Here is a 21,846-nt window from a genome sequence, read left to right as displayed (position 1 = left end):
CGTTTACAGCCGTAAGATCAGCATGGTCGACGGTTCGTGTCTTATCAAGGTGTGGAATTGTTCTCGCTAAATCGATAACCATTGTCGCGTTTGAGATGTATCGATCGTTCTTTCATCCGAAGCGCTATGTTGAGGGGCGAACGGTGATCAGCGCGTTTAGCCACCTCGTTCACGCGCCGCTGGTAATCCCTGGCGAGGAAGTTGCGGCACAAGGTTCCCCGCACTGACTACGCGGTGGCAGGCACCGCAATATGAGGTCGCGGCTTTTAAAATGGTCCTCTTCCCACTTGGTATAAAAGCCACGCCGCTGCTCGCGCCACTGCAGATACCAGTCCCATACACCGGGGAAGACCAGTAGCCCAAAGCTCAGCTGACCGAGCGGTACACCTCGACCTTTGACGATACCGGACGGGGAGGCGACCAGCGCGCCGAACATCAAGCCGAGATGCTCGATTTTCCGGGATGCCGTCTCTTCACCCCACACCCCGTTGCGTTGCAGGCCGATCGCCGTCAGTGTCGAGGTCTTGAACCGGATCACATCGGCCATCTCCATGGCGAGACGCGGCGGGGCATCGACAACGCCGGACAGCAAATCCGGGTCGTCGAACTCCTCGGCTATATGCTGGTTGGCATTGGCAGCAGATGCCAGCGTGCGCGGCGAAAGTGAACCGCCGCCATAGGTGACGCCGGGAAAGCGGATCGCATAACGCTGCTTGCTGGCCGCCGGCTGATAACGACGATATTCGGTCGAACCGGAGATGATCACCCGGCGCACCCAGTCAAGGATCTCCTCTCGCTTGGTAATGGGCAGGCCGCTGAAATCATCTGGCAGGTGCAGGGAAATCCGCCGACGCTCAGCCGGGCTGATGTCGCCGAGGTCATGGCCGTAAAGGGAGCGCGCCTGATGCGGTAGCTTCTCCTTGAAATATTCTTCCGATAGTCGGTAACGCATCTCTATCCGGCGCAGGATGTGGAAGCTGGCGACCGACCTTGGCACACGCTCGCCCTGGATCCAGGACAAAAGCGTCTTGCTGTCGAAGGTCTCCGTCAAACGAACCACCGCACGATAGAGCTGCCAGTAACTGTCCCCGAACCGGCGCATATGATAAATGAGTGCATCCTGAAAGCTTGCCGGATCGTCTGTCGCCTCGAATAACGGATCTGGAAATGGGCTGATCGGCTTTGGCGCAGGACCACGTTGCGCAGATGTGTTCCGGGCGAAAACTCCGTCAGCGGCAGCGCGTTGCGGTTTTCTGGTCGACGAAACCGCTGCGGTCTTTTTGACCGGTTCGGCCTTCCTTGTGCGGGCAGATGGCTTTGCCAACGGGGCGTCTTCGCGAACGGCAGGCGCCTTCAGCGATCGGATGATCGCGTCCAGTGCCGGCCGCAATTGCTTCCGAAGCTCGGCGGTCATTTCGTCTTCGATCCCGCAGGCCTCTCCGATCGCGGTCCAGTCGATATGGCCGTTCAGGATCGGCGGCCGCTTGCGGTAAATGATCAGGCTGATCAGATACGGGCGGACATTCTCCAGCGCCCGCTTTGAGCAGATAGGTGCAATGCGCACCTCACAGAATTCCGAGATTTTCCGTTGAAAATGACGTGAAGAAAGATCTTGTTTGGGCATGCTCATTCCGTTTCTCTCTGGCACCAGTGCCGAGGGCGAGCGGAAATAGGGACGTGCCTTTAACAAAGCATGTATGGTGGATACGACTAAACGACTGCAGCGCAGCCATTCAAAAACAGAGTGAATGATATATAAACGGATCAAATTTGAAGAAATGATATGTATTTATTTCTTTTGCATTGACCGAGTTCAGAATGTTTGAGATAGCTTGCCCAACTGCAAGAAGAACGTTTGGGTAAGTGGGATGGCACGGTCTGAGTCAGAATCCTTGCTGGAAATCGGGCAGTTGCTGAAGGCCACGCGTAAAGCCCGGCAATTGACCCAAGAGCAGGTTGCCGACATGGCGGGCATATCGCGTCCCCGCTATCGTGAGATAGAGGCCGGAAGCAGTGCCGCGCGCACGACGACGCTGATCAATATCGCCCGCGCTCTCGGGCTTGAATTGATGCTTCTACCGCAGGCGATGGTCCCGGCCGTCGATGCGCTGCTGCGCCCTCATGACGATGTCGACGATCTCCCGGCATTCATGGCGCGTCCAGACGGGGACGAGAATGTCTGAAGTTTCATCCGATCCTAGACCCATCTCGTCGCTCGGTGTGCTGCTGAACGATGTGAAGGTCGGTACAATCGTTCGTACACCTGGCGATTTTAATGCCTTCAGCTTCGAGGACAGCTATCGTGCAACCGGGGGCTATCCGGTGCTCAGCCTATCTTTTCGCGCAGCCACTGGCGGCTTGCGCAAGGACCCCAAACCCGTTGCCAGAGCGTTGCCGGCGTTCTTTGCCAATCTGCTTCCCGAAGACAAATTGCGCGAGGCGATGGAAAAGCACCACGCGGGCAGTGTTCGCGCCGGAAACGATTTCGACCTGCTTGTTGCACTCGGGTCGGATCTGCCAGGTGCAGTCCGCGTCGTCCCGAGCGGTGGAACGGTTGCGCATCTCGATAGCTTGTCTGCTCCCAAGCCGAAAGCCCGGTTTTCGCTCGCCGGCGTCCAGATGAAGCTTTCGGTCATCAAGAACACGGGAAAGGGCGGTGGATTGACGCTGCCGCTCGGCGACGACCAGGGATCCTACATCGCCAAGTTTCCGTCGACCTCGTTTCCCGGAGTGTCGGAAAACGAGTATGCCAATCTCGCATTGGCTGAAGCGATCGGGATGGAGGTGCCGGAGCGCGAACTTGTCGAGCAATCGGAGTTCGAGGGTATCCCGGAGGAGTTCGAGACACTGTCGGACGGAAAAGTCCTGCTCGTCAAACGCTTCGATCGCGGCACAAACGGCGAGCGGATCCATATCGAGGATTTCGCGCAGGTGTTCGGCATTTACCCGTCGCGGAAGTACGAAGGTGGTGCCTATCATGATATCGCAGCAGCGCTGAACGTTGCCGTATCGTCGACTGCCGCGCTCGAGTTCGTCCGCCGGCTGGCTCTGGCTGCCATCACAGGCAATGGCGACATGCACCTGAAGAACTGGTCGTTGATCTATAGCGGGGCAGGTGACAAACCGCAACTCGCGCCTGTCTATGACGTGCTCTCGACGATCCCTTACATCCCCGCGGATGCCATGGCGCTGTCGCTAGCCGGTGAGCGGCCCTTCAAGGCGCTGAGCGTGCAGCGATGGAAAGCGTTCGCCAATCGGGCGCGCTTGCCGGAAGCGGCCGTGCTCAAAGCGGTGATCGACACGGTCGAGCGCGTGAACGAAGTTTGGTGGTCGCTGCCGGAACGAAGGATCGTTCCGGCGAAGGTTCTTGAGCGTATCGATACCCATGTAAGGCTGATGACGCCGATCCTCGAGACTTGTTCGGAGTGAAGCCCTTCAGCGGAGCGGTAGAACCCCGTCCTAGCTCGTTCGCCAGTTCTCCTGACGAGTCTTCACCCGGTGCCAGAGGGCATCATCGACAATTCTAAGCGACGGCACCTCCTGCACGACATGGTGCTCGGCCGCGTTCTCCTGTGAGACCCGACGTTCTGTTGCGGGATTTTCCCGCTAGGCGAGGCGGTTGAAGACGATCAGCCCGATATGGGCCTGATCGTTCAAAATACCGGTGCCACGATTACGGTGACCACAGATTGCGGTTCCCTGCCAAGGTCGGCCGCGCGGACCGGGTACACCGCGCGCATTGAGTTCGTCCGCGATCCTGACTGGGCTCATGCCATCCGCGTACCGCTCAAAAATCCAGACAATGGTTGCCGCCTCATCAGTGTCGATCGAACGCAGGCCGCGCACGGGCTCCCCGCTATCGTCGAACTCCGCCGTACTCTGTAACCGTAACAGATGCCGCCAGGTATCAGCAGCGATCCCCGCCGCATCGATGACCGCCGATTGTCGAGCTAAAGTCACCCTGTCTGCCGCGGTTACCGTTGTTTGGCGACAAGCGCGACGCCTCAAATCTCATTGAGAGTGAATGCCGTTTCACACCTTCCGAGGCTGATTGCATCGAGCCAACCTTTTTCACAGGTCGAAACCTTTTATAACGCCCCATTCGGCCCCCTGTCGTCCCTGATAGCCAACACATATCAGGAGACGAAGTGATGACCAGAAACCGTCCGTCATATCGCCAGTTTGCCTCGCGATTGAAAACCAAAGAGTTTCTCACGGGTACATTTGTTAAAACGCCGACCGGGCACGCAACAGAGATTTTTGGCCTTCTTGGATTTGAGTTCGTTGTTTTTGACATGGAGCACGCGGCAATTGATGCTGGTGCTCTCGATCAAATGTTGATTTCGGCGCGTGCAGCGAATTTAGCCTCGATCGTCCGTGTCTCTAACGCCAACTCGTCTGACATTTTGACGGCGCTTGACCTCGGCGCAAACGGAATTCTCGTGCCTCATATCCGCACAGCTGCAGAGGCCTCAACAATCGTTGCTGCTTGCCGCTGTCAAGGTGGAACACGCGGCTTCGCCAACACGATAAGAGCCGGCGACTATGGCCTAATAGGCTATAAAGCCCACATGACTAAGCGGGACGACGAGGTCGTCTCTCTCGCGATGATTGAAGACCTGGAAGCTATCCCGGCCATCAGCGACATCCTTTCTGCGCAGGGGCTTGACGGAATATTTACCGAACGAGGAGACCTCACCGCCGCGCTTGGTGGTGAGGCAATCAACTATCACGTGACGGCACAGGCAGTGGCCACCATCACCAACGCAGCCACGCAGCAGGGAATCCCCGTGATCACGATCTGCGCGGACAGTGCTGATGCAATGTCCATGACCAAGCTCGGTGTAACCGCGCTCATGATCGGCTCGAATCAGGGTTTCTTGATCAAGGGCGCGCGCGCCGCGCTCGATTCACTCGACATTCTCAGGAAAGGATAGCCGATGCTCATCGATACGGACCGGATCAATCTGACCCAGCAGTTGCACAGCTTGCTGGTTGATTATTGGCACGATGTCGACACCAACTGGGGCGAAAAAGCCCCCGACTACTATACCCCAGAGGGCCTTTTCGAGGGACCGGCCGCTTCGTACGTCGGCCGGGAAAAAATTCGCGCATTTTACGCCTGGAGAAAGACGCGTGGTGCCAGAACCGTCGTGCACTCCGTGCAAAACTTCCAGGCATTTTTTGATGGCGGCCCCGATAAAGCGAAATGCCACTGGATCCTCATGCTCTATGCAGCGGACGGGACGCCGGTTCTACCAACGCATCCACCCATCCAGATCGCCTACATGACGGATAAACTGATCAAGACGGACGACGGATGGAAGGTCACATATCGAAAGTTCGATACATGGTTCGAGGGGGGGACGCCTGCGACCAATCCCGTCCTCGACGATAAGTGACATTGTCCCCTAAAGATTGACCGCATATTCCCGATGCGTCGAAGGGTCAAACTGCGGGCGACGGCTGATGAATGCAAGCGCGTGCTCGATATTGAGCCGCGCTTCCATCAGCGGATCTAGGATGGATCGCTTCACCTCCCGCTTGGAGACCGAAGCGGTAAAAAAGCTGACCGACATCACTGCCGCGATACTACCGTCTTCCAAAATCGGTACGCCGAACGTCGTCATGCGGGCGGGCTCCGTTCGGGGATCTCGAACCGCATATCCGAGCCCCCGAGCTCGCTCAAGATGCTTTCGGAACACCTTCTCTTCTGTCGCGCCGAACAAATCGCCCAAACGGCCGCGCATCTGCTCAATACGGCTCTCACGCTCATCGTCACCGCAAAATGCCATATAGGCGCGGCCCATCGCGGACTTGAACAGATCCGGCCTCATCCCGAGCACCGTGTTCGTGTGAACGACGGGACTAATCGTGCCGGTCCAGTAAAGGATTTCGATCGCGTCACCGTCGATCATCCCCAGCCCGATCGGCCATTTAATCTGCCTCGTCAGACCGATGGACAGAGGCCGGGCGACCTCGATGACCCGAGATATTCCGCTGTAACCGGCCGACAGGTCGGCGACGTTTTGGGTTACACGGTATCCGCCGCACATATTGTCGCGCACAACGTAGCCCTCATGCATCAAGGTCTCAAGAAGCCGGACGATGGTCGGTCGCGGTATTCCCGTCTCCCCATGTATTGAGTTCACAGTTGCGATCGATCTCGAATTGACAACTTTGAGAACATGAAGGGCGCGACATACTGCGTTGACCGGCGGATAGGATCGATCGAGCGGATTAGTATGCCCACGCCTCGAATTCGTTCGGCAATGCGAACCGCTCGATAAACCGCCTGAGTCAAGATCGGCAGGCTCTACTCTCTCCGCGTGGCGGGCAGCAGTTTCCATATGTTTTTTCCTCCCCGCAACTGGTCCCATCGCGCTTCAATGCGGGATTAAAGCGATCCTCCTCAGGATCCAAGTAACTCTGTCCCATTAGAAGCGAATTGAGAAGAGCCCCGGCTGGATCAATTTCGGTGGCAGAAATCCAGCGGAACGCAGATACCTGCCTGAGTGCGTGCACCTCATGATCCGCAGTGGTTGCGATCACCAAAAACAATCATTCCAGTCGCATGAGGAAACAACAATGACCGGTATTTCACGAAGAACGGCCTCAAAATTCGTGTTCCATAAAGAAACGCCGCAGGTTGTCAGCGAAGATGGACGAGCCAAAACCTGGATTGTTCGCGGTGGAAATTTCGCCATCTCCGTTTCGGAGGTGGAGGAAGGTGCGGTGCTGTCGCGAGGCGACAATCCCGAGGAATACATGGTCATCCTTCCGCCTCGGTCAGCATCGATCACTGTCGCTGCGGACGGTGCATCAATCGAGGCCGAACCGGATTCCCTGACCATCGTGCCTCCGGGCGCGAGCCAGATCACTGTGCGCAGCCCGGGTAACGTTGTCCAGATCTTCTCCAAGGCTGCAACGGACATCCTCGCACTGGCGGCAAACGCCAGCGTTTACGCGGATGGAGCGCCGGAGCTTGCTCCCGTCGATCTCTGGCCGGAACCGAAAGATGGCTACAGGATCCGGCACTATCAATTGGCGCAATATCTTAATCCGAATGGCGACCGGATCCAGCCACGCTGCTTTCGATCGACAAACATGATGGTCAACCTATTCGGAAGCTTCCTCACACGCCGGGAAACGAATTTGCTCAGCCCTCATTGGCACGACGATTTCGAGCAGGCTTCGCTGTGCTTCGATGGCCGCTGGGTCCACCACATCCGCTATAATTGGGGCGCAGATCTGACGAACTGGATACCCGACGATCATGCGGAGATGGAGACTCCATCAGTCGTCATCATCCCGGCATGGGCCATCCATACCAGCCGTGACGTGGGGGAAGACGGACCGGAAAGCTCCCTTTTCGACATTTTCTGCCCGCCGAGGATGGATTTCGCGTCCAAGCCGGGTTTCGTTCTGAACGAGGCCGATTATCCTCTTCCAGTGATGGAAAGCGAGCAGCGGACCAAGACAGGCGGCACGCTGCTCAGCTGGCAGAAATCGAACTAGCCGGCCGGCCTGATAGATCAGAAATCAACTCGGTCGGCGCCCTTGAGAGCGAGCATTTCGCGAGCTTGATCGGGAGTTGCCACTTCGAGGCCGATAGATTCCACCATTTGTCGGGCAAGGCGAACTTGCTCGGCGTTCGACTTGGCCAACCGGCCCGGCCCGATCCACAGTGAGTCTTCCAGGCCGACCCTGAGGTTGCCTCCCAGAAGAACGGACTGTAGTGCGACCGCCATCTGATGGCGGCCCGCACCAAGAACCGACCAGTGATAGCTATCGCCGAACAGCCTGTCGGCAGTCCTCTTCATATGCATGACATCCTCAGGATGCGCTCCGATTCCTCCGAGCAGACCGAAAACGCTCTGAATGAAAAACGGCGGCTTGACCAAGCCCCGATCAACGAAATGTGCGCAATTATAGAGATGGCCGATATCATAGCATTCGATCTCGAAGCGGGTGCCATTCTCGGCGCATGTCGTGAGTATTCTTTCGATATCCGCAAACGTGTTCTTGAAAACCCGGTCGCGTGATCCTTCCAAGTAAGGTCTTTCCCAATCATGTTTCAACGCATCGAACCGTGCGAGCATCGGATAAAGACCGAAATTCATAGAGCCCATATTCAAGGAAGCAACTTCGGGCTTGAACGTTGCAACCGGCAGAAGGCGCTGCTCTATCGTCATCGTCGAGGAGCCGCCGGTCGTGATGTTGAGTGCGGCACCTGATCTCTGCTTGATGATCGGAAGGATCTGGGAGAACAGCTCGGCTGACTGATCTGGTTCGCCGGTTGCAGGATCCCTCGCATGAAGATGGATGATTGCTGCTCCTGCCTCAGCGGCCTCAATAGCGGAGTCAGCGATCTCCTGCGGAGTGATCGGTAAATGCGGCGACATCGACGGTGTATGGATCGAGCCGGTGACGGCGCAGGTGATGATGACCTTACGTTGCTTATTCATTTGGGTGCCCCCTGGATAGCGCCTGAAGTATTTTTGCGCATCCAGATCGAAGGCCAATCTGTCATTGATCTCACGGGGCAAGCGAAAGAATTTCGAATGCCGAAACACCTCTCTAAGAGCGTCGGGCAAGGCCTGCGCGCTTGCGACGGAGTAGACGACAGCGCCTTGCGCTTCCCCACGACGTCTCTCGAGCAGAATCTCAATTTCGAAGGGCGAAATCCGGTAGGCGGCGGATTGGCGAATCTTGGGTATCGACTACGATCCTCGCGACAAGTAAGCGGTAAGATGCGGCTTCTCGCGATTTACCCCTTCAATTCACACAAGAGGTCACATGGCGGAAGTTGTTATTGTAACGGGCGCAAGCAGCGGCATAGGGGCGTCCACGGCGCGCCTATTGGGAGCGGCAGGCGCCAACGTGGTTGTCAACTACAACACCTCGCGAAAACTCGCTGAAGATGTTGTCGCCGAAGTCAAAGCTTTGGGAGGCAATGCGATCGCAGTTGGCGCCAATATGGGGGCGGAAGCTGATATCGTCCGGTTGTTCGAGGAAACCGACAAGGCGTTTGGACCCGCAACGGGCCTCGTCAACAATGCAGGGGTAAACGGACCGCGACACCGCGCGGCGGACAATTACGACTTCCAGGAAGCGATGGACATTTTCGCAGTCAACACTGTCGGGGTGCTCATCGCTTGCCGGGAAGCCGTCAAGCGTATGTCGACCAAGCATGGCGGCAAGGGCGGAACCATCGTCAACATCTCGTCCATTGGCGCACTGACGGGTTCGCCTGGGCGGTTTATCCACTATGCTGGTTCCAAGGCAGCCGTCGATACCATGACCAAGGGGCTTGCAGTAGAGGTCGCGCGGGACGGTATCAGGATCAACGCCATCAGACCGGGTATGATCGACACCCCGATCCATGCCAAGGCGGGTCAGGCCGATCGGGTGAAGGAGTTCGCCGCCAACAATCCGTTGGGGCGCGCCGGGTTGCCCGATGAGGTCGCCGAGGCGATCGTTTGGCTACTCTCGGAGAAGGCCTCGCTGGTTACCGGCGCCGTCCTCGACGTGATGGGCGCGCAGCGATAAGGCTTAAATGGCCGATGAAACAGCAGCAATCCAGGCGAATTTAAGCGCCGTGAAGAACGACCGGAACGCGTTGGATACAGGCCAACAGCGGTCGGAGGCGGAAATCGAGGAAACTGAAGTGCCATTGTTCGGAACCTTGCGCATGCCGCGCAATCTCGTCTTCGGGGCCGGTCAGCGCCATGCGCTTGCCGGTTACGCCACAGCCCTTGGCAGCCGGGCTCTTGTTGTCACCGATGAGCGCCTCGCAGCCGATCCGGAATTCACCCGAATAGTCGATTCGCTGAAACAGGCCGGGCTCGATACTAAGGTCTCTGACGGCACAATCGCTGAACTCCCAGTGGAATGCATCGCAAGGGCCGTCGAGGCGGGGAGGGCGATCGGTGCAGATCTGGTGATCGGCGTCGGTGGAGGGAGCTGTCTCGACGCTGCCAAAGTCGCCGCGCTCCTTCTCACCCACGGGGGCAAGGCGTCGGACTATTACGGCGAGTTCAAGATCCCCGCGCCGATCCTGCCGCTTATCCTGATGCCGACCACTTCCGGCACGGGGTCGGAGGTCACCCCTGTCGCCGTCGTGACAGATCCTGACCGGGCGGTGAAAGTGGGCATCGCCAGCCCCTACATAATCAGCCATACGGCAATCTGCGATCCGGAATTGACGTGGTCCTGCCCTCCCGGCTTGACTGCAGTCTCTGGTGCCGACGCGCTGACACATGCGATTGAGGCCTTCACGACGCTTCGACGGCAAACGACGAACATGATCGTCCATGAGCACGTCTTCATAGGCAAGAACGCACTGAGCGACAACTATGCCCTGCTGGCAATCTCCCACATAGTCTCCAGCCTGAAACGTGCTTGTGACAACGGTGGTGATATCGAGGCTCGCGAACGGCTGATGTTCGGCGCCACCGTCGCCGGCCTTGCTTTCGGTACTGCCGGCACTGCGGCGGCGCACGCGGTACAGTATCCGATCGGTGCGATGACCCATACGCCGCATGGCGCCGGCGTAGCCGTAATGATGCCATATGTGATGGAATTCAACCGCGCTCATTGCGAGCCGGAACTCGTTGAAATCGGCCAAGCGATGGGCCTCGATCTTACTGGTATGACACATTTTGAACAGGCAAGCGCAACGATCGACGCGCTTGATGCGCTTTTTGCGTCGGTCGGTATTCCGAAAACCATCGCTGACCTGGGGGTTTTGTCATCACAGCTTTCTCTGGTCGCGGAACAGGCAATGGGCAGCGCGAGGCTCATCAAAAATAATCCCAGGCCAATCGAGCTCGACACCATGGCAATTCTTGTAGAGGCGGCCTTCTCAGGCGATCGGACGGCTTTGCGTGCCGCCGCAACCTCACGATGACGTAAGGAAGCCACCAAATGACCATCATGCAGAAGATTACCTCCGCCCTCAGCTTCGACATCAATTCAGTGCCGACCGATCTCTTCATCGATGGCAAGTGGCTTGGCGGCTCAAACGGCAAGCGTATAGACGTGCTCGATCCGTCGACCGGAACGCCGATCGGGGCAGTGGCGGACGCCAGTATTGAGGATGCTATGGAGGCAGTGAATGCTGCTCATAAGGCACTTCCGGGCTGGGCTGCCACCCCGCCGCGCAGGCGTTCCGAAATTCTCCGTCGCTGCTTCGAACTCATGATCGAGCGTAAGGAGATGCTCGCCGAGCTGATCAGCCTGGAAAACGGCAAGGCGCTGACCGACGCTCAAGGCGAGGTCGTCTATGCAGCCGAATTCTTTCGTTGGTTTTCCGAAGAGGCCGTGCGTCTGAACGGAGAGATCTACACGGCCCCTTCCGGCGCAAACCGGATTGTCGTCCAGCATCAGCCGATGGGTGTTGCAGTCCTGGTGACCCCCTGGAATTTTCCTGCTGCGATGGCGACACGCAAGATCGGGCCAGCGCTTGCCGCCGGATGCACCTGCGTGCTGAAGCCTGCTACCGAGACGCCGCTGACCGCATATGCGCTTGCCGCCCTTTATGCCGAGGCGGGTGTTCCGAATGGTGTGGTCAACGTCATCACGACTAGCCGGTCAGGCGCTACGGTCAGCGCCATGCTGCACGACCCGCGGGTACGGAAACTTTCGTTTACGGGTTCGACGGAGGTCGGCCGCAAGCTCCTGCACGAGGCGGCCGATACGATCATTTCCTGCTCGATGGAGCTTGGCGGCAATGCCCCCTTCATCGTGTTCGACGATGCAGAGCTGGATGCGGCCATCGAAGGCGCGATGGTCGCCAAGATGCGTAACGGCGGAGAAGCCTGTACTGCCGCCAACCGGTTCTACGTGCAGACGGGTATCGCCGCCGCCTTCTCGACCAAGCTCGCAGAGCGGATGGGCGCCATGAAGGTCGGCCCGGGTTATGACAGAGCGACACAGTGCGGCCCGTTGATCAACCAGAGCGCCGTCGACCGCATCGCCGGTCTGGTAGACGACGCAGTCGGCCGCGGTGCGAACGTGCTGACGGGCGGGCGACCTTTGCAGCAGGATGGTTTCTATTTCCCGCCTACGGTGATCAGCAACGTGGCGAAGGATGCGATGATCACAAGCGAGGAAATCTTCGGGCCGATCGCCGCCCTCTCGACATTCGAGACGGAGGACGAGGTAATCCAGGCTGCCAATGATACCGAGTACGGCTTGATCGCTTATGTCTACACGCAGGACCTGGCCCGCGGCCTCCGCGTCTCCGAGCGGTTGGAAAGCGGCATGATCGGTCTCAATCGTGGCCTTGCGTCCGATCCGGCGGCGCCGTTCGGCGGCGTTAAGCAGAGCGGGCTCGGGCGCGAAGGCTCCCATCACGGCATTCTAGAGTTTTGTGAAACCAAGTACGTCGCCGTAAACTGGTAAGTCACGGTACGAGATATGCCGTTCAGACCTTTGATTTGAACGGCTTGCGTGTCGAGGCATACACCCAGGCGTCGGGATTGATTTCACTGTTCGAAACTGTCTGGAAGGGAAATAGGCCGGTTTCGCACTTGTTTTAACTTAGCGTCTGCTGTGCCGATGGGAGATATCCAGAGTACAGGCAAGCTTACTGCTTGTTGGAAGGCAATTTTTGGGAGGGATTGCATATGAACGGAATCAGGAAGGGCTCGGGCTGGATGGCCACGGCGGCTATCGCGCTGGCTGCAGCTTTTGCCATAGGATTGGGCAATGCTACAGCCCAAGATTATCCTCACAAACCAATCAACGCCATTGTGCCGTTTGCAGCCGGAGGCGGAGCAGATACACAAACACGTATATGGAGCGACGCAATGGCGTCGATTCTTGGACAGCGCATCGTCATCGAAAATGTTGCGGCGGCAGCCGGCGTTCCTGGAACTAAGCAAGGGATTGCCGCCGATCCGGACGGCTACTCGGTCGTTATGGGGGTAGCCTCCACGATTGCCATCAATCCAATCATCAATAAGGCCGCAAACTACAATGCTCTGGAGGACCTAAAGGCGGTCGCGATCCTCGGTTACACGCCCTACGTGATGGTTGTTGCCAACAACCTCAACATAAAGACGTTTCCGGAGCTGCTGAAACATGCCCAAGCCAATCCGGGAAAAGTGACCTATGCGAGCTGGACCAGCGTCGGGGACTTTGCGCGTAAGGGACTCGAGCTGCGTGCAGGTCTGAAAATGACGCCGGTTCCTTACAAAGGTGGCCCTGATGCAATTAACGACATTATCGCAGGACGGGTCTCGGCAACCATCCTTGATATCGGCACGGCGATGCCGTTCATCAAGGCAGGCAGCGTAACGCCCATCGCGATGACGGGCCCCGACAAATCTCCAGCTCTTCCGGCCGTGCAATCGATAACGGAAGCCGGTGTGAAAGACTATTTCATCGATTCCTGGACTGCGCTTTTCGTGCCGAAGGATACGCCCAAAACGATCATTGAAACACTGAATTCCAAAACCCGGCAGGCTTTGAATACCAAGAATGTCAAAGATCGATACGCCGAGCTGGCGATTCAGCAACTCGACTACGACGCCACCGAGACACAGTCCTTCATGGAGCGGCAGGTCAAAGGCTGGAAGACACTCATAGAAGACACCAACACCCTAAAATGATCAGAGTGACGAGATTAGAGGAAAGTGCCCGCCACGACCTCGCCGTGACGGGCCAATGTGCTCATGCGTCTGACGGAGGCGACGTTGATAATTGATCCAGCGGGCGAGCAATGCCCGCATGCCGTACCCCGCTATGCGCGTGTCGATGTGATCGGCGGAATACTGTTGATGATGATTGCTCTGCTGGTTTGGTTCGGCGCGATTGAACTCGAGTTCGGCACGATCACCGATATACGATCCGGCACGCTTCCGACGATACTGTCTATCGCTCTCGCCATTGTCGGGCTCGGGGTCGTCCTGCAAGGTCTGTTTCAGCCTTCGGAAAACAGCGAGCGTCTAGAGCTCGCCATTCGGCCAACGGCATTGATCATCCTTTCTATCGGCGTGTTCGGCCTTTTCATCCGAGGTGGCATTTTCGGTCCGGTAACCGCGCCGCAACTCGGCCTGTTGGTCGTCGGTCCCTTGACTGTTTTCATCTCCGGCTGCGCTGCGGATAGACTGCGCTTGGGAAGCCTGGTGGTACTAGCCTTCGGTCTCACTTCCGCGCTACTTTTAATATTTGTGGACGTTCTCGCCGTGAATATCCCGGTCTATCCGAAAGCCATCGCCGACTCGCTGAACGCCTCTGTGGGCGAGTATTTCGCGCTTCGTGCCAGCTATATCGTCTACGCGATGATCGCGCTCGGGCTCTACCTCATCCTCTACATGTCGGCGGAGCGGACGCGTGGCTGACCTTTTCCATAATCTGTATCTGGGTTTTTCTGTAATCCTGTCGTTTGAAAATGTGTTGCTGTGCTTTATCGGATGTTTTGTCGGCACATTGATTGGGGTGCTTCCGGGCATCGGGCCGCTCGCCACAATTGCGATTCTGATGCCGATTACCTACAACACGGAGCCTGTTGGCGCGCTGATCATGCTCGCAGGCATATACTACGGCTCGCAGTATGGGGGGTCCACAACAGCAATACTTGTGAACATGCCCGGAGAGTCCTCTTCGATCGTCACCGCACTTGATGGCCATGCGATGGCGAAGCAGGGAAAGGCCGGGAAGGCGCTCGGTATCGCGGCCATCGGCTCGTTTGTTGCGGGGACGTTTGCGACACTCGTCATTGCGGCAACCGCACTCCCGCTTTCTGACTTGGCGCTTAGCCTGACAGCCGGCAACTACTTTGCGCTGATGCTGTTGGGCTTGAGCCTCGCCATCATTCTTGCCGGTGGCTCGCTGCTCAAGGCTATCGGTATGCTTATCACCGGCGTGATGATGGCTCTCGTTGGGGCGGACCAGGTTACGGGCGAGCCGCGGCTGACCTTTGGCACCGACCTGCTTTACAACGGGTTCGACATCGCCATCGTTTCTATGGGACTGTTCGGCATTGCTGAAATTCTTCGCAATCTCGAATCACGCGAACAGCGGCCCGTTGTCAGTAGCGTCATCGGAAGCCTCCTCCCGAACCGCAAGGATATCGGCGAAGCCTCTGGTGCCATTGCGCGGGGATCTTTACTCGGATCGCTGATCGGTATCATTCCCGGCAACGGGGCGACTCTCTCAACATTCGCGTCTTACGCGCTTGAGAAGCGGGTCTCGCGCCACCCCGAGCGGTTTGGGAAAGGCGCGATTCAGGGCGTCGCCGGCCCGGAGGCTGCCAACAACGCGGCCGCTCAGACGACATTTGTCCCCTTGTTAACGCTTGGGCTTCCCTCAACCGCAACCATGGCGCTCGTCGGCGGCGCCATGACGCTGCACGGTGTGATACCCGGTCCCCAGGTCGTTGCGAAACATCCCGATCTTTTCTGGGGTGTCATAACCTCAATGTGGGTTGGCAACTTGATGCTGGTGATTATCAACCTGCCGCTGATAAGCATCTGGGTGAAGTTCCTTAAGGTGCCGTATCACCTACTGTTTCCTATGATCGTGCTGTTCTGCTGTGTCGGAATCTATTCCGTCAACGCCCGTCCCTCTGACGTGTTACAGGTCGCTGTATTCGGCGTTGTCGGATATCTGCTTTCGAAACTAAGATTTGAGGCCGCGCCCTTGCTGCTGGGGCTCGTACTCGGCGGGATGCTTGAGGACAATCTTCGCCGAGGACTCATTCTCAGCCAGGGCTCGATCGGAACCTTCATCGGCGAACCACTCACACTACTAACCTTGAGCGTGATAGGGATCGCCCTTTGCTCGGCGTTACTGCCGGCGATCAGAAAGAATAGAGCCTATCTCGGCGAAAACGAGTAACTCGTGAATTACCCGTACCGCGCAGTTCCTAGGTCGAGTGCGTCGATCTCTGGGTTGCGGCCCGATATGAGGTCCGCCACGATGCGGGCGGATCCCGAGCTCATCGTCCATCCGAGCGTGCCATGGCCGGTGTTGAGAAATAGGCCGGCCACCTTGGTCGCGCCGATCACAGGCGTGCCATCCGGCGTCATCGGGCGAAGACCGGACCAGAAGCTTGCTTTCGACACGTCGCCGCCGGGGAAGAGATCGGTGAAGGAGTGCTGTAGCGTCAGCCGCCGGGGCTCGCCGAGATCGTTGGCATAGCCGGAAATCTCCGCCATGCCGCCAACACGGATCCGGTCGCTCAGCCGCGTAATGCCGATCTTGAAGGTTTCATCCATCCCAGTCGATACCGGCGCGCGCGCCTCGTCGGTGAGCGGAATGGTCAGCGAATAACCCTTCACGGGGTAGACCGGCAGGCGGATGCCGTGAGAACGCACCAGAAGCGGCGAGAAGCTACCGAGTGTCACGACAACGGCATCGGCTTCCAGTCGGCCGTGGGCGGTGATGACGCCCCACGATCGCCTTCGACATCGAGGCCGCGAATGATGCTGCCATAATTGAAGCGCACGCCCGGCTCCGTGGCTTTCGCCGCCAAGGCGTTGGCGAACTTGAAGCAATCCCCAGTCTCGTCCCTTTGGCGTTAGAAGGCCACCGACGATCTTCTCGCGCACATGCTTCAAGGCCGGTTCGACGCGAATGCAGCCGTTGGGGGCAAGCACTTCATAGGGAATGCCATCGGCCGCAAGCGCCTTTACGTCCTTGGCGGATGCATCGAGCGGGCCCTGTGTCCGAAACAGGTGCGACGTACCCTGCATGCGCTCGTTATAGGCAATGCCCGTTTCCTCGCGCATCGCACCCAGCGAGATGCGGCTGTAGTCCGCCAGCCGCAGCATGCGGCTCTTGTTGATGGCGTAACGCTTCGAGGCGCAGTTGGATAGCATCTTCAACATCCATAAAATCATGGCGGCATCGATCTTCGGACGCAGGATCAGCGGTGCATGCTCCATGAACAGCCATTTAAGCGCCTTCATCGGAATGCCGGGCGCCGCCCAAGGGGAGCAGTAGCCGAAGGACACTTCGCCGGCATTGGCAAAGCTGGTCCCCAGTGCCGGGCCGGGTTGGCGATCGACGACCGTGACCTCATAGCCGGCCTTGGCAAGCTGGTATGCTGATGTGACGCCGACATGGAGCGAACCCCTCGGGCTGGACCATCGGGGCGCTTCAAACTAAGCCGCCTGCTGAGCGAGTCGGGTCATGGATCCCTTCAGGCCTGCTGCATCGAGCGCTCGGCAATATGTCTCACTTGCGTATTGGCATCCGCGGTCCGTGTGGTGAATGCAGCCAGGCGGAGGCTTACGGTTCTCGATGGCCGAATGTAGTGCGGCCCGCGGCAGCGGCGTATCCAGGCGTTTCGATAAACCATAGCCGACGACTTTGCCGGGTATGAAACCTTCGCGGACGTCGTCGAGCGATTGCCCAGGTTCATCGAAGAAGTTCCTGCTGCAAGCGTCCAGAATGACGGCAAGATAGCAGAAGCCGACGGCGATGCGGATGTACGTGAAGTCTGCCACCCAGTCCATATCGGGTCGCGCCGGGATCACGTTGCGATAGAGGTTTGGGTAGATCGGCGAAGCGTGGTTGCTGTCAGTCGTGCGAACATACCGCTTGCGAGGCTTGATCCCGAGGCCATTGGCCCGCATGAAGCGGGCGACCCGCTTGTGGTTGACGAGGTGACCTCGCCTCTGGAGCTCGTGCGTGACGCGTCGATATCCATAGCAAGGCAGCTCGTCCTGGATATCCTCGATAACTGCACCGAGCTGACTGTCGCTGAGACTTAAAGCTTTGCCGCACGAACCTTGAGGTGCAGGGTCGCGGATCGATCTGAAGGGACACTGCAGCTTATATAGAGCTTGAACTCCGATAGCGGAACAATGCCTATCACCCACGCATTCGAGACGATCGATCGTGGTGGCCTCGATATCGTCAGCTATCAGGCTTCAGCGGCCGCGGTGTCTATCAATCTTGCGACCGGTTCTCCACTGGTATTGCTGCCGAAGACCAATTCGCAACGATCGAAGTAGTCGAAGGTTCAGCCTTTGACGACGTCTTTGTCGGAGATACCTCGAACAATCACTTCATCGGCGGCTCCGGCGCCGATTCCTTCAACGGTGGTACGGGAACCGACCTCGTTTGGTATATTGACAGCGCGACAGCTATCGTTGCCGATCTTAGTACCGGCGTTATCACTGCAATCTCGGCGCGGCAGCCTGAAGTTTGAAAAATCGCTGATAGAATAGGTCTGCAAATCGGGAGAGGCTTACACTGGCATACAGATCGACGATTGGGCGCAGGAAGCGCCGCAAAAGCGGTACGACGTATTATCGAGCCACAGTAGTCTCGACTGATGCGGCCCGAGCTCTGAAATTGGCGTCATGTATCTGCGCCATTGCGACAGCGATTGCGCGCTCGACGGGCTCGACAAGCATAATGTCGGGATCGTTTGCGATGTATGCGAGCGTTTGTTCGATGAATGCTTCACGCTCGGGACCACGAACGTGATACGCCGAGGCGTAGCGTTCGAGAAGCGGTTGCAATATGGGACGTGAAGATCGAGAAGCAAACATGGCTTCGCCTCCATTCAGCAGGCGGGAGCATATCGTAACTCTCAGACATCGGCGCCTACACATTCGGTTGCCGATGATGTTCCATCATCACATGCCGGGAACAACGCGTCTATGTCATTTGACATGACGCGCTGCGATTTTTGCGTTTTGTCAAAATCGAATGTTCGCGAGGGTATCAAGGCGCAGGACCAAAGCCGCGCATCAACAACCGCACAGTCAGCAAGACTGCACCGGCAGCCTTCCAATCGCGAACGCCTTTTGAAGGGCCATCGCCTTAAGTCTACGATGGCCATTTGGGCGCCGGAATCTAATGGTGCTGCTTGCTGTCGCGGAGAAGCCCGCATCGGGCACAATTCCGGGTGAATGCGGAGAGTGATGATCGTCTGAACGGTCGATCAGCCCCCGCACCGTCAAACTGACCTGATGCTGCAATTCTCGAGAAGCCCGACCTCCGCTTAAAGGTAAGCCCGCGAAAAGAACACTGTTGTTGTCAAAATAGCGACCGCGAGAGTTAGGACCCGGACGACCGGTGATGGCAGCCTCCGTCCAATGTGCGCTCCGATCCAACCGCCGATAACGGCTCCGGTTGTCATCGGAATGCATTCTTGCCAGACGATCGCCCCAGCCAGGACGAAGACGACCACGGCGACCGCATTTGCCGCAGTTACCATCACCATTCTTGTAGGGTTCAGACTCTTGATCTCCTCGCCCCCGAGCGCGCTCCACGCCGCAAGCATCATAAGACCCACCGCGCCGCCGAAATAGCCACCATAAAGACCAAGAAAGAACTGAACGGTCGCAAAGGCCAGAACACTTGGACGCGCCTGCGTTCGGAGCCTGACGCTGAGCCTTGGACCTGCGGCAAGCATGAATGTAGCCACCAGCAAAAGCCATGGCAGGAGACCATCGAAAACCTTGGATGAGGTTAGAAGTAATAAAACGCTTCCGGCAACACCACCAACCACCGTCACCATAGCAATGGCCAACGCATTGACGCCGCACACACTTTTAATCCCATCACGGTAAACCCACGAGCTCGCCAAGCCACCGGGGAACAAGGCTAAGGTGCTAGTCGCGTTTGCGGCAACAGACGGCACTCCGGCCGATATCAGCGCAGGCAGGGATACGAACGATCCGCCCCCCGCTAACGCATTCATGCTGCCTGCCAACAAGCCAGCGAGGAAAAGGAGAATGATATCGTACATGTTCAGATCGCTTTTCCCGTGACGCCTAATGAAAACCACGGCCCGGGCGGGGCGGGGGACGACGCTTTACCGCGGTCCCGGCGAGTGGGCAATGCTTGCCATCACATCGGGACAGGCCAAGATCTCGGTCCGCGTCCCACGCAATCCATGAATGTGATTCATGACCGCATGCAGATTTAGCGGACTAATTGGGGGAGGCGGTCGGCGTATGATCTTGCCATCAAAACGAAGAGGTAGTGATCATAAAAAAGGGAACGCTCGGACGAGGCCTTGAAGTCACCGGGCTCGGCTTCGGCTACATGGGCCCCAACTTCTCCTACGGACATGTGCTTGCGAACGCGGACATCGTGAAGCTTATCCGCAACGCGCATGACCGCGGCGTAGGTTTTTTCGACACGGCCAAGATCTACGGGCCATTCACCAACGAGGAACTCGTTGGCGAGGCGCTGTGTCCCGTCCGGGACGAGGTGGTCATCTCGACAAAGTTCTGCTTCAAGTTTGAAGACGGCAAGGCGGCAGGCGTCGACAGTCGGCCGGAGCGGATCCGCGAAGCAGCCGAGGGTTCTTTGAAGCGCCTCGGGATCGAGACGATCGATCTCACTCTACCAGCATCGCGTTGACCCAAACGTGCCGATCGAGGACGTCGCAGGCACCGTCAAGGATCTAATCGCTGAAGGGAAGGTGAAGCACTTCAGTCTGTCGGAGCCCGGCGCCCGCACAGCTCATACCGTCCAGCCGGTCACGCCCTTCAGAACGAGTATTCGTTGTGGACCTGCGGACCGGAGACGAACGGTATTCTTGAGGCCTGCGAAGAACTCGGCATCGGCCTCGTTGCTTACAGCCCTCTGGGGCAAGGGCTTCCTGACCCGCCGTTGGAGGCGCCAGACAGAAGCCTCCGATTTCGGGATGCCGACGGCCGCGACAACCCGCTGGCGGATCTCGGTGCTGCCGTCGGAGCCGCTGCCCGTTCCCGGCGTCGGTCGCGCGCGGGGGCTGGCGGAGCTCATGCGGGTGAGAGCTGGCGAGGGTGGAGAATTTATTTTCGGAGCATGTGATGGCCGGGGTCGTATCTGTCTTTCTTCCGACGCTGTCGATCGTCGGATCAGGCGCGCCGATCCTTCGCTCTCCTGACACCCCACTCGTGGTGATCGCCAGAAGCGGCTCGAAGCGATGGGTTGCGGCGGCCCGACCGGGTAGCGCTCAAACCTGGGCTGCGTGCGCGAAACGAAAGAATGATCGGCATCAGGTGAGCTCGTGAGCCTGTTCGCGGAGCCATTCGCAGAGCAGTCTGGGCGCGAGGCGCGGGTCGTCCGTGCGCATAAGCGCAAAATGCCAGGCGGGCCCGCTCAGCACGTAGGAGAACGGCGCGATCAGCAATCCCTTTTCCAGAAGCGGCCGAAACAACACCGGCGACAGCAGCGCCACCCCGACGCCGGCCAGTGCCGCATTGGCGTCCAACTCATGCGTGGGGTAATCGATCGCTATAAATCGCTGAGCTTGCGATATCTCGCACCGGGCGCCCTCGAACCAAGCTTGCCAATCCGGATGCGGCAAAAGCTCGAAATCTGCAAGCGCATCCGGCATGATCAGGTTCCGCGTTCCCAAGAGAGAAGGCGCCAGCATTGGCGTCACCTCAACGGGGGCAAGCCGATATTCATCAAGCCCTTGCCATCCGCCACGACCCGTCCTTATCGCAACGTCGAACGCACTGGGATCGCGGACATCGGCGGAAACATCGACCTCGATGGGGGATCTTCCCGCAGAGGAATAACGTGCCAGGCGTGGCGCGAGCCAGCGTGACGCGAATGTCGGAGGTGCGGTCAATCGGAGTGGTGGGGTGGTTGCCTGAAACTCGTCGATCGCGCCGGCGATATCGTGCAGCGCCGCGCGAATTCGGCCAGCCAGCAGAGCGGCCCCTGGCATCGGGACAACGCGTCGTCCCGCTCGTCGGAAGAGCGGCTGGCCAAGTTCGGCCTCCAATGTTCGGATACGGAGGCTGACGGCAGCGGGTGTCAGGCATAACCGTTCGGCCGCGCGGGCAAAGCTGCCGGTGGAAACACACGTTTCCAATATGCGCAGGGACTCCAACGGCAGCCGCATGATCTTGTCTCTTTTGATTAGTTCTT

General features: G+C 58.1%; 19 protein-coding genes and 3 pseudogenes. 14 read left to right on the top strand and 8 right to left on the bottom strand.

The window, feature by feature from the left end:
• Nucleotides 1-274 precede the first annotated feature (274 nt).
• Nucleotides 275-1,630 (bottom strand): annotated as a pseudogene (locus tag J2X76_RS25400) (hypothetical protein); the annotation flags it as partial.
• A gap of 238 nt (nt 1,631-1,868) precedes the next feature.
• On the opposite strand from J2X76_RS25400, the gene J2X76_RS25395 reads away from it, so the two are divergent.
• Together J2X76_RS25395 and J2X76_RS25390 are read left to right on the top strand one after the other, a co-directional pair.
• Entirely contained in the window at nt 1,869-2,183 is a 315-nt protein-coding gene (locus J2X76_RS25395; RefSeq protein ID WP_310220258.1) for a helix-turn-helix domain-containing protein, read from the top strand.
• Nucleotides 2,176-3,429, top strand: coding sequence for a HipA domain-containing protein (locus J2X76_RS25390; protein WP_310220367.1), 1,254 nt, complete (start codon nt 2,176-2,178; stop codon nt 3,427-3,429). The genes J2X76_RS25395 and J2X76_RS25390 overlap by 8 nt, the downstream gene beginning before the upstream one ends.
• 177 nt (nt 3,430-3,606) lie before the next feature.
• On the opposite strand, the gene J2X76_RS25385 is transcribed toward J2X76_RS25390, so the two are convergent.
• The gene (locus tag J2X76_RS25385) at nt 3,607-3,960 is read right to left on the bottom strand and encodes a recombinase family protein (RefSeq protein WP_310220257.1); all 354 of its coding nucleotides are present in this window, start codon (nt 3,958-3,960) and stop codon (nt 3,607-3,609) included.
• Between the two features lie 191 nt (nt 3,961-4,151).
• On the opposite strand from J2X76_RS25385, the gene J2X76_RS25380 reads away from it, so the two are divergent.
• Together J2X76_RS25380 and J2X76_RS25375 are read left to right on the top strand one after the other, a co-directional pair.
• A complete protein-coding gene (locus tag J2X76_RS25380) occupies nt 4,152-4,937 on the top strand; it encodes an aldolase/citrate lyase family protein (protein WP_310220256.1) in 786 nt (261 codons plus the stop codon).
• 3 nt (nt 4,938-4,940) lie between these two features.
• The gene (locus J2X76_RS25375) at nt 4,941-5,402 is read left to right on the top strand and encodes a nuclear transport factor 2 family protein (RefSeq protein ID WP_310220255.1); all 462 of its coding nucleotides are present in this window, start codon (nt 4,941-4,943) and stop codon (nt 5,400-5,402) included.
• Between the two features lie 9 nt (nt 5,403-5,411).
• Here J2X76_RS25375 and J2X76_RS25370 read toward each other — a convergent pair whose 3' ends face one another.
• A complete protein-coding gene (locus J2X76_RS25370) occupies nt 5,412-6,350 on the bottom strand; it encodes an IclR family transcriptional regulator C-terminal domain-containing protein (protein ID WP_310220254.1) in 939 nt (312 codons plus the stop codon).
• 238 nt (nt 6,351-6,588) lie between these two features.
• Here J2X76_RS25370 and J2X76_RS25365 point away from each other — a divergent pair, with 238 nt between their 5' ends.
• Nucleotides 6,589-7,518, top strand: coding sequence for a hypothetical protein (locus J2X76_RS25365; protein ID WP_310220252.1), 930 nt, complete (start codon nt 6,589-6,591; stop codon nt 7,516-7,518).
• Nucleotides 7,519-7,535: 17 nt separating this feature from the next.
• Here J2X76_RS25365 and J2X76_RS25360 read toward each other — a convergent pair whose 3' ends face one another.
• Nucleotides 7,536-8,468: a 3-keto-5-aminohexanoate cleavage protein gene (locus J2X76_RS25360; RefSeq protein ID WP_310220366.1), complete on the bottom strand. Its 933-nt coding sequence runs from the start codon at nt 8,466-8,468 to the stop codon at nt 7,536-7,538.
• Between the two features lie 331 nt (nt 8,469-8,799).
• Between J2X76_RS25360 and J2X76_RS25355 the strand changes: the two genes are divergently transcribed.
• The 6 genes from J2X76_RS25355 to J2X76_RS25330 all read left to right on the top strand — a co-directional run bounded on the left by J2X76_RS25355 (nt 8,800) and on the right by J2X76_RS25330 (nt 15,849).
• Complete coding sequence (locus tag J2X76_RS25355; protein ID WP_310220251.1) at nt 8,800-9,552, top strand: SDR family oxidoreductase; 753 nt, start codon at nt 8,800-8,802, stop codon at nt 9,550-9,552.
• Between the two features lie 118 nt (nt 9,553-9,670).
• A complete protein-coding gene (locus J2X76_RS25350) occupies nt 9,671-10,912 on the top strand; it encodes an iron-containing alcohol dehydrogenase (RefSeq protein ID WP_310220364.1) in 1,242 nt (413 codons plus the stop codon).
• Between the two features lie 17 nt (nt 10,913-10,929).
• Nucleotides 10,930-12,408: an NAD-dependent succinate-semialdehyde dehydrogenase gene (locus J2X76_RS25345; RefSeq protein ID WP_405030086.1), complete on the top strand. Its 1,479-nt coding sequence runs from the start codon at nt 10,930-10,932 to the stop codon at nt 12,406-12,408.
• Nucleotides 12,409-12,632: 224 nt separating this feature from the next.
• Nucleotides 12,633-13,619: a tripartite tricarboxylate transporter substrate binding protein gene (locus tag J2X76_RS25340; protein WP_310220250.1), complete on the top strand. Its 987-nt coding sequence runs from the start codon at nt 12,633-12,635 to the stop codon at nt 13,617-13,619.
• Between the two features lie 84 nt (nt 13,620-13,703).
• A complete protein-coding gene (locus J2X76_RS25335; RefSeq protein ID WP_310220248.1) occupies nt 13,704-14,351 on the top strand; it encodes a tripartite tricarboxylate transporter TctB family protein in 648 nt (215 codons plus the stop codon).
• Nucleotides 14,344-15,849, top strand: a complete 1,506-nt coding sequence (locus tag J2X76_RS25330) for a tripartite tricarboxylate transporter permease (RefSeq protein WP_310220246.1) — start codon at nt 14,344-14,346, stop codon at nt 15,847-15,849. The genes J2X76_RS25335 and J2X76_RS25330 overlap by 8 nt, the downstream gene beginning before the upstream one ends.
• A gap of 8 nt (nt 15,850-15,857) precedes the next feature.
• On the opposite strand, the pseudogene J2X76_RS25325 reads toward J2X76_RS25330, so the two are convergent.
• Nucleotides 15,858-17,075, bottom strand: a pseudogene (locus J2X76_RS25325) (D-amino acid dehydrogenase); the annotation flags it as partial.
• Nucleotides 17,076-17,117: 42 nt separating this feature from the next.
• A complete protein-coding gene (locus tag J2X76_RS25320; RefSeq protein WP_310220245.1) occupies nt 17,118-17,837 on the bottom strand; it encodes an IS3 family transposase in 720 nt (239 codons plus the stop codon).
• Between J2X76_RS25320 and J2X76_RS25315 the strand changes: the two genes are divergently transcribed.
• Both J2X76_RS25315 and J2X76_RS31660 read left to right on the top strand, forming a co-directional pair.
• Nucleotides 17,823-17,972 carry a hypothetical protein gene (locus J2X76_RS25315; RefSeq protein WP_310220244.1) on the top strand — a complete coding sequence of 50 codons (150 nt, stop codon included), beginning with the start codon at nt 17,823-17,825 and terminating at the stop codon, nt 17,970-17,972. The two genes, J2X76_RS25320 and J2X76_RS25315, sit on opposite strands and share 15 nt — an antisense overlap.
• A complete protein-coding gene (locus tag J2X76_RS31660) occupies nt 17,936-18,169 on the top strand; it encodes a hypothetical protein (RefSeq protein ID WP_405030090.1) in 234 nt (77 codons plus the stop codon). The genes J2X76_RS25315 and J2X76_RS31660 overlap by 37 nt, the downstream gene beginning before the upstream one ends.
• Nucleotides 18,170-18,970: 801 nt before the next feature.
• On the opposite strand, the gene J2X76_RS25310 is transcribed toward J2X76_RS31660, so the two are convergent.
• Nucleotides 18,971-19,720, bottom strand: a complete 750-nt coding sequence (locus J2X76_RS25310) for a sulfite exporter TauE/SafE family protein (protein WP_310220243.1) — start codon at nt 19,718-19,720, stop codon at nt 18,971-18,973.
• A gap of 242 nt (nt 19,721-19,962) precedes the next feature.
• On the opposite strand from J2X76_RS25310, the pseudogene J2X76_RS25305 reads away from it, so the two are divergent.
• Nucleotides 19,963-20,868: pseudogene (locus J2X76_RS25305) on the top strand (aldo/keto reductase).
• Between the two features lie 94 nt (nt 20,869-20,962).
• On the opposite strand, the gene J2X76_RS25295 reads toward J2X76_RS25305, so the two are convergent.
• Nucleotides 20,963-21,820, bottom strand: a complete 858-nt coding sequence (locus J2X76_RS25295) for a LysR family transcriptional regulator (RefSeq protein WP_310220242.1) — start codon at nt 21,818-21,820, stop codon at nt 20,963-20,965.
• Nucleotides 21,821-21,846 lie beyond the last annotated feature (26 nt).

Source organism: Neorhizobium sp. 2083 (genome assembly GCF_031455615.1).
Classification (GTDB): domain Bacteria; phylum Pseudomonadota; class Alphaproteobacteria; order Rhizobiales; family Rhizobiaceae; genus Neorhizobium.
This window is presented reverse-complemented; position numbering and strand designations above follow the sequence as displayed.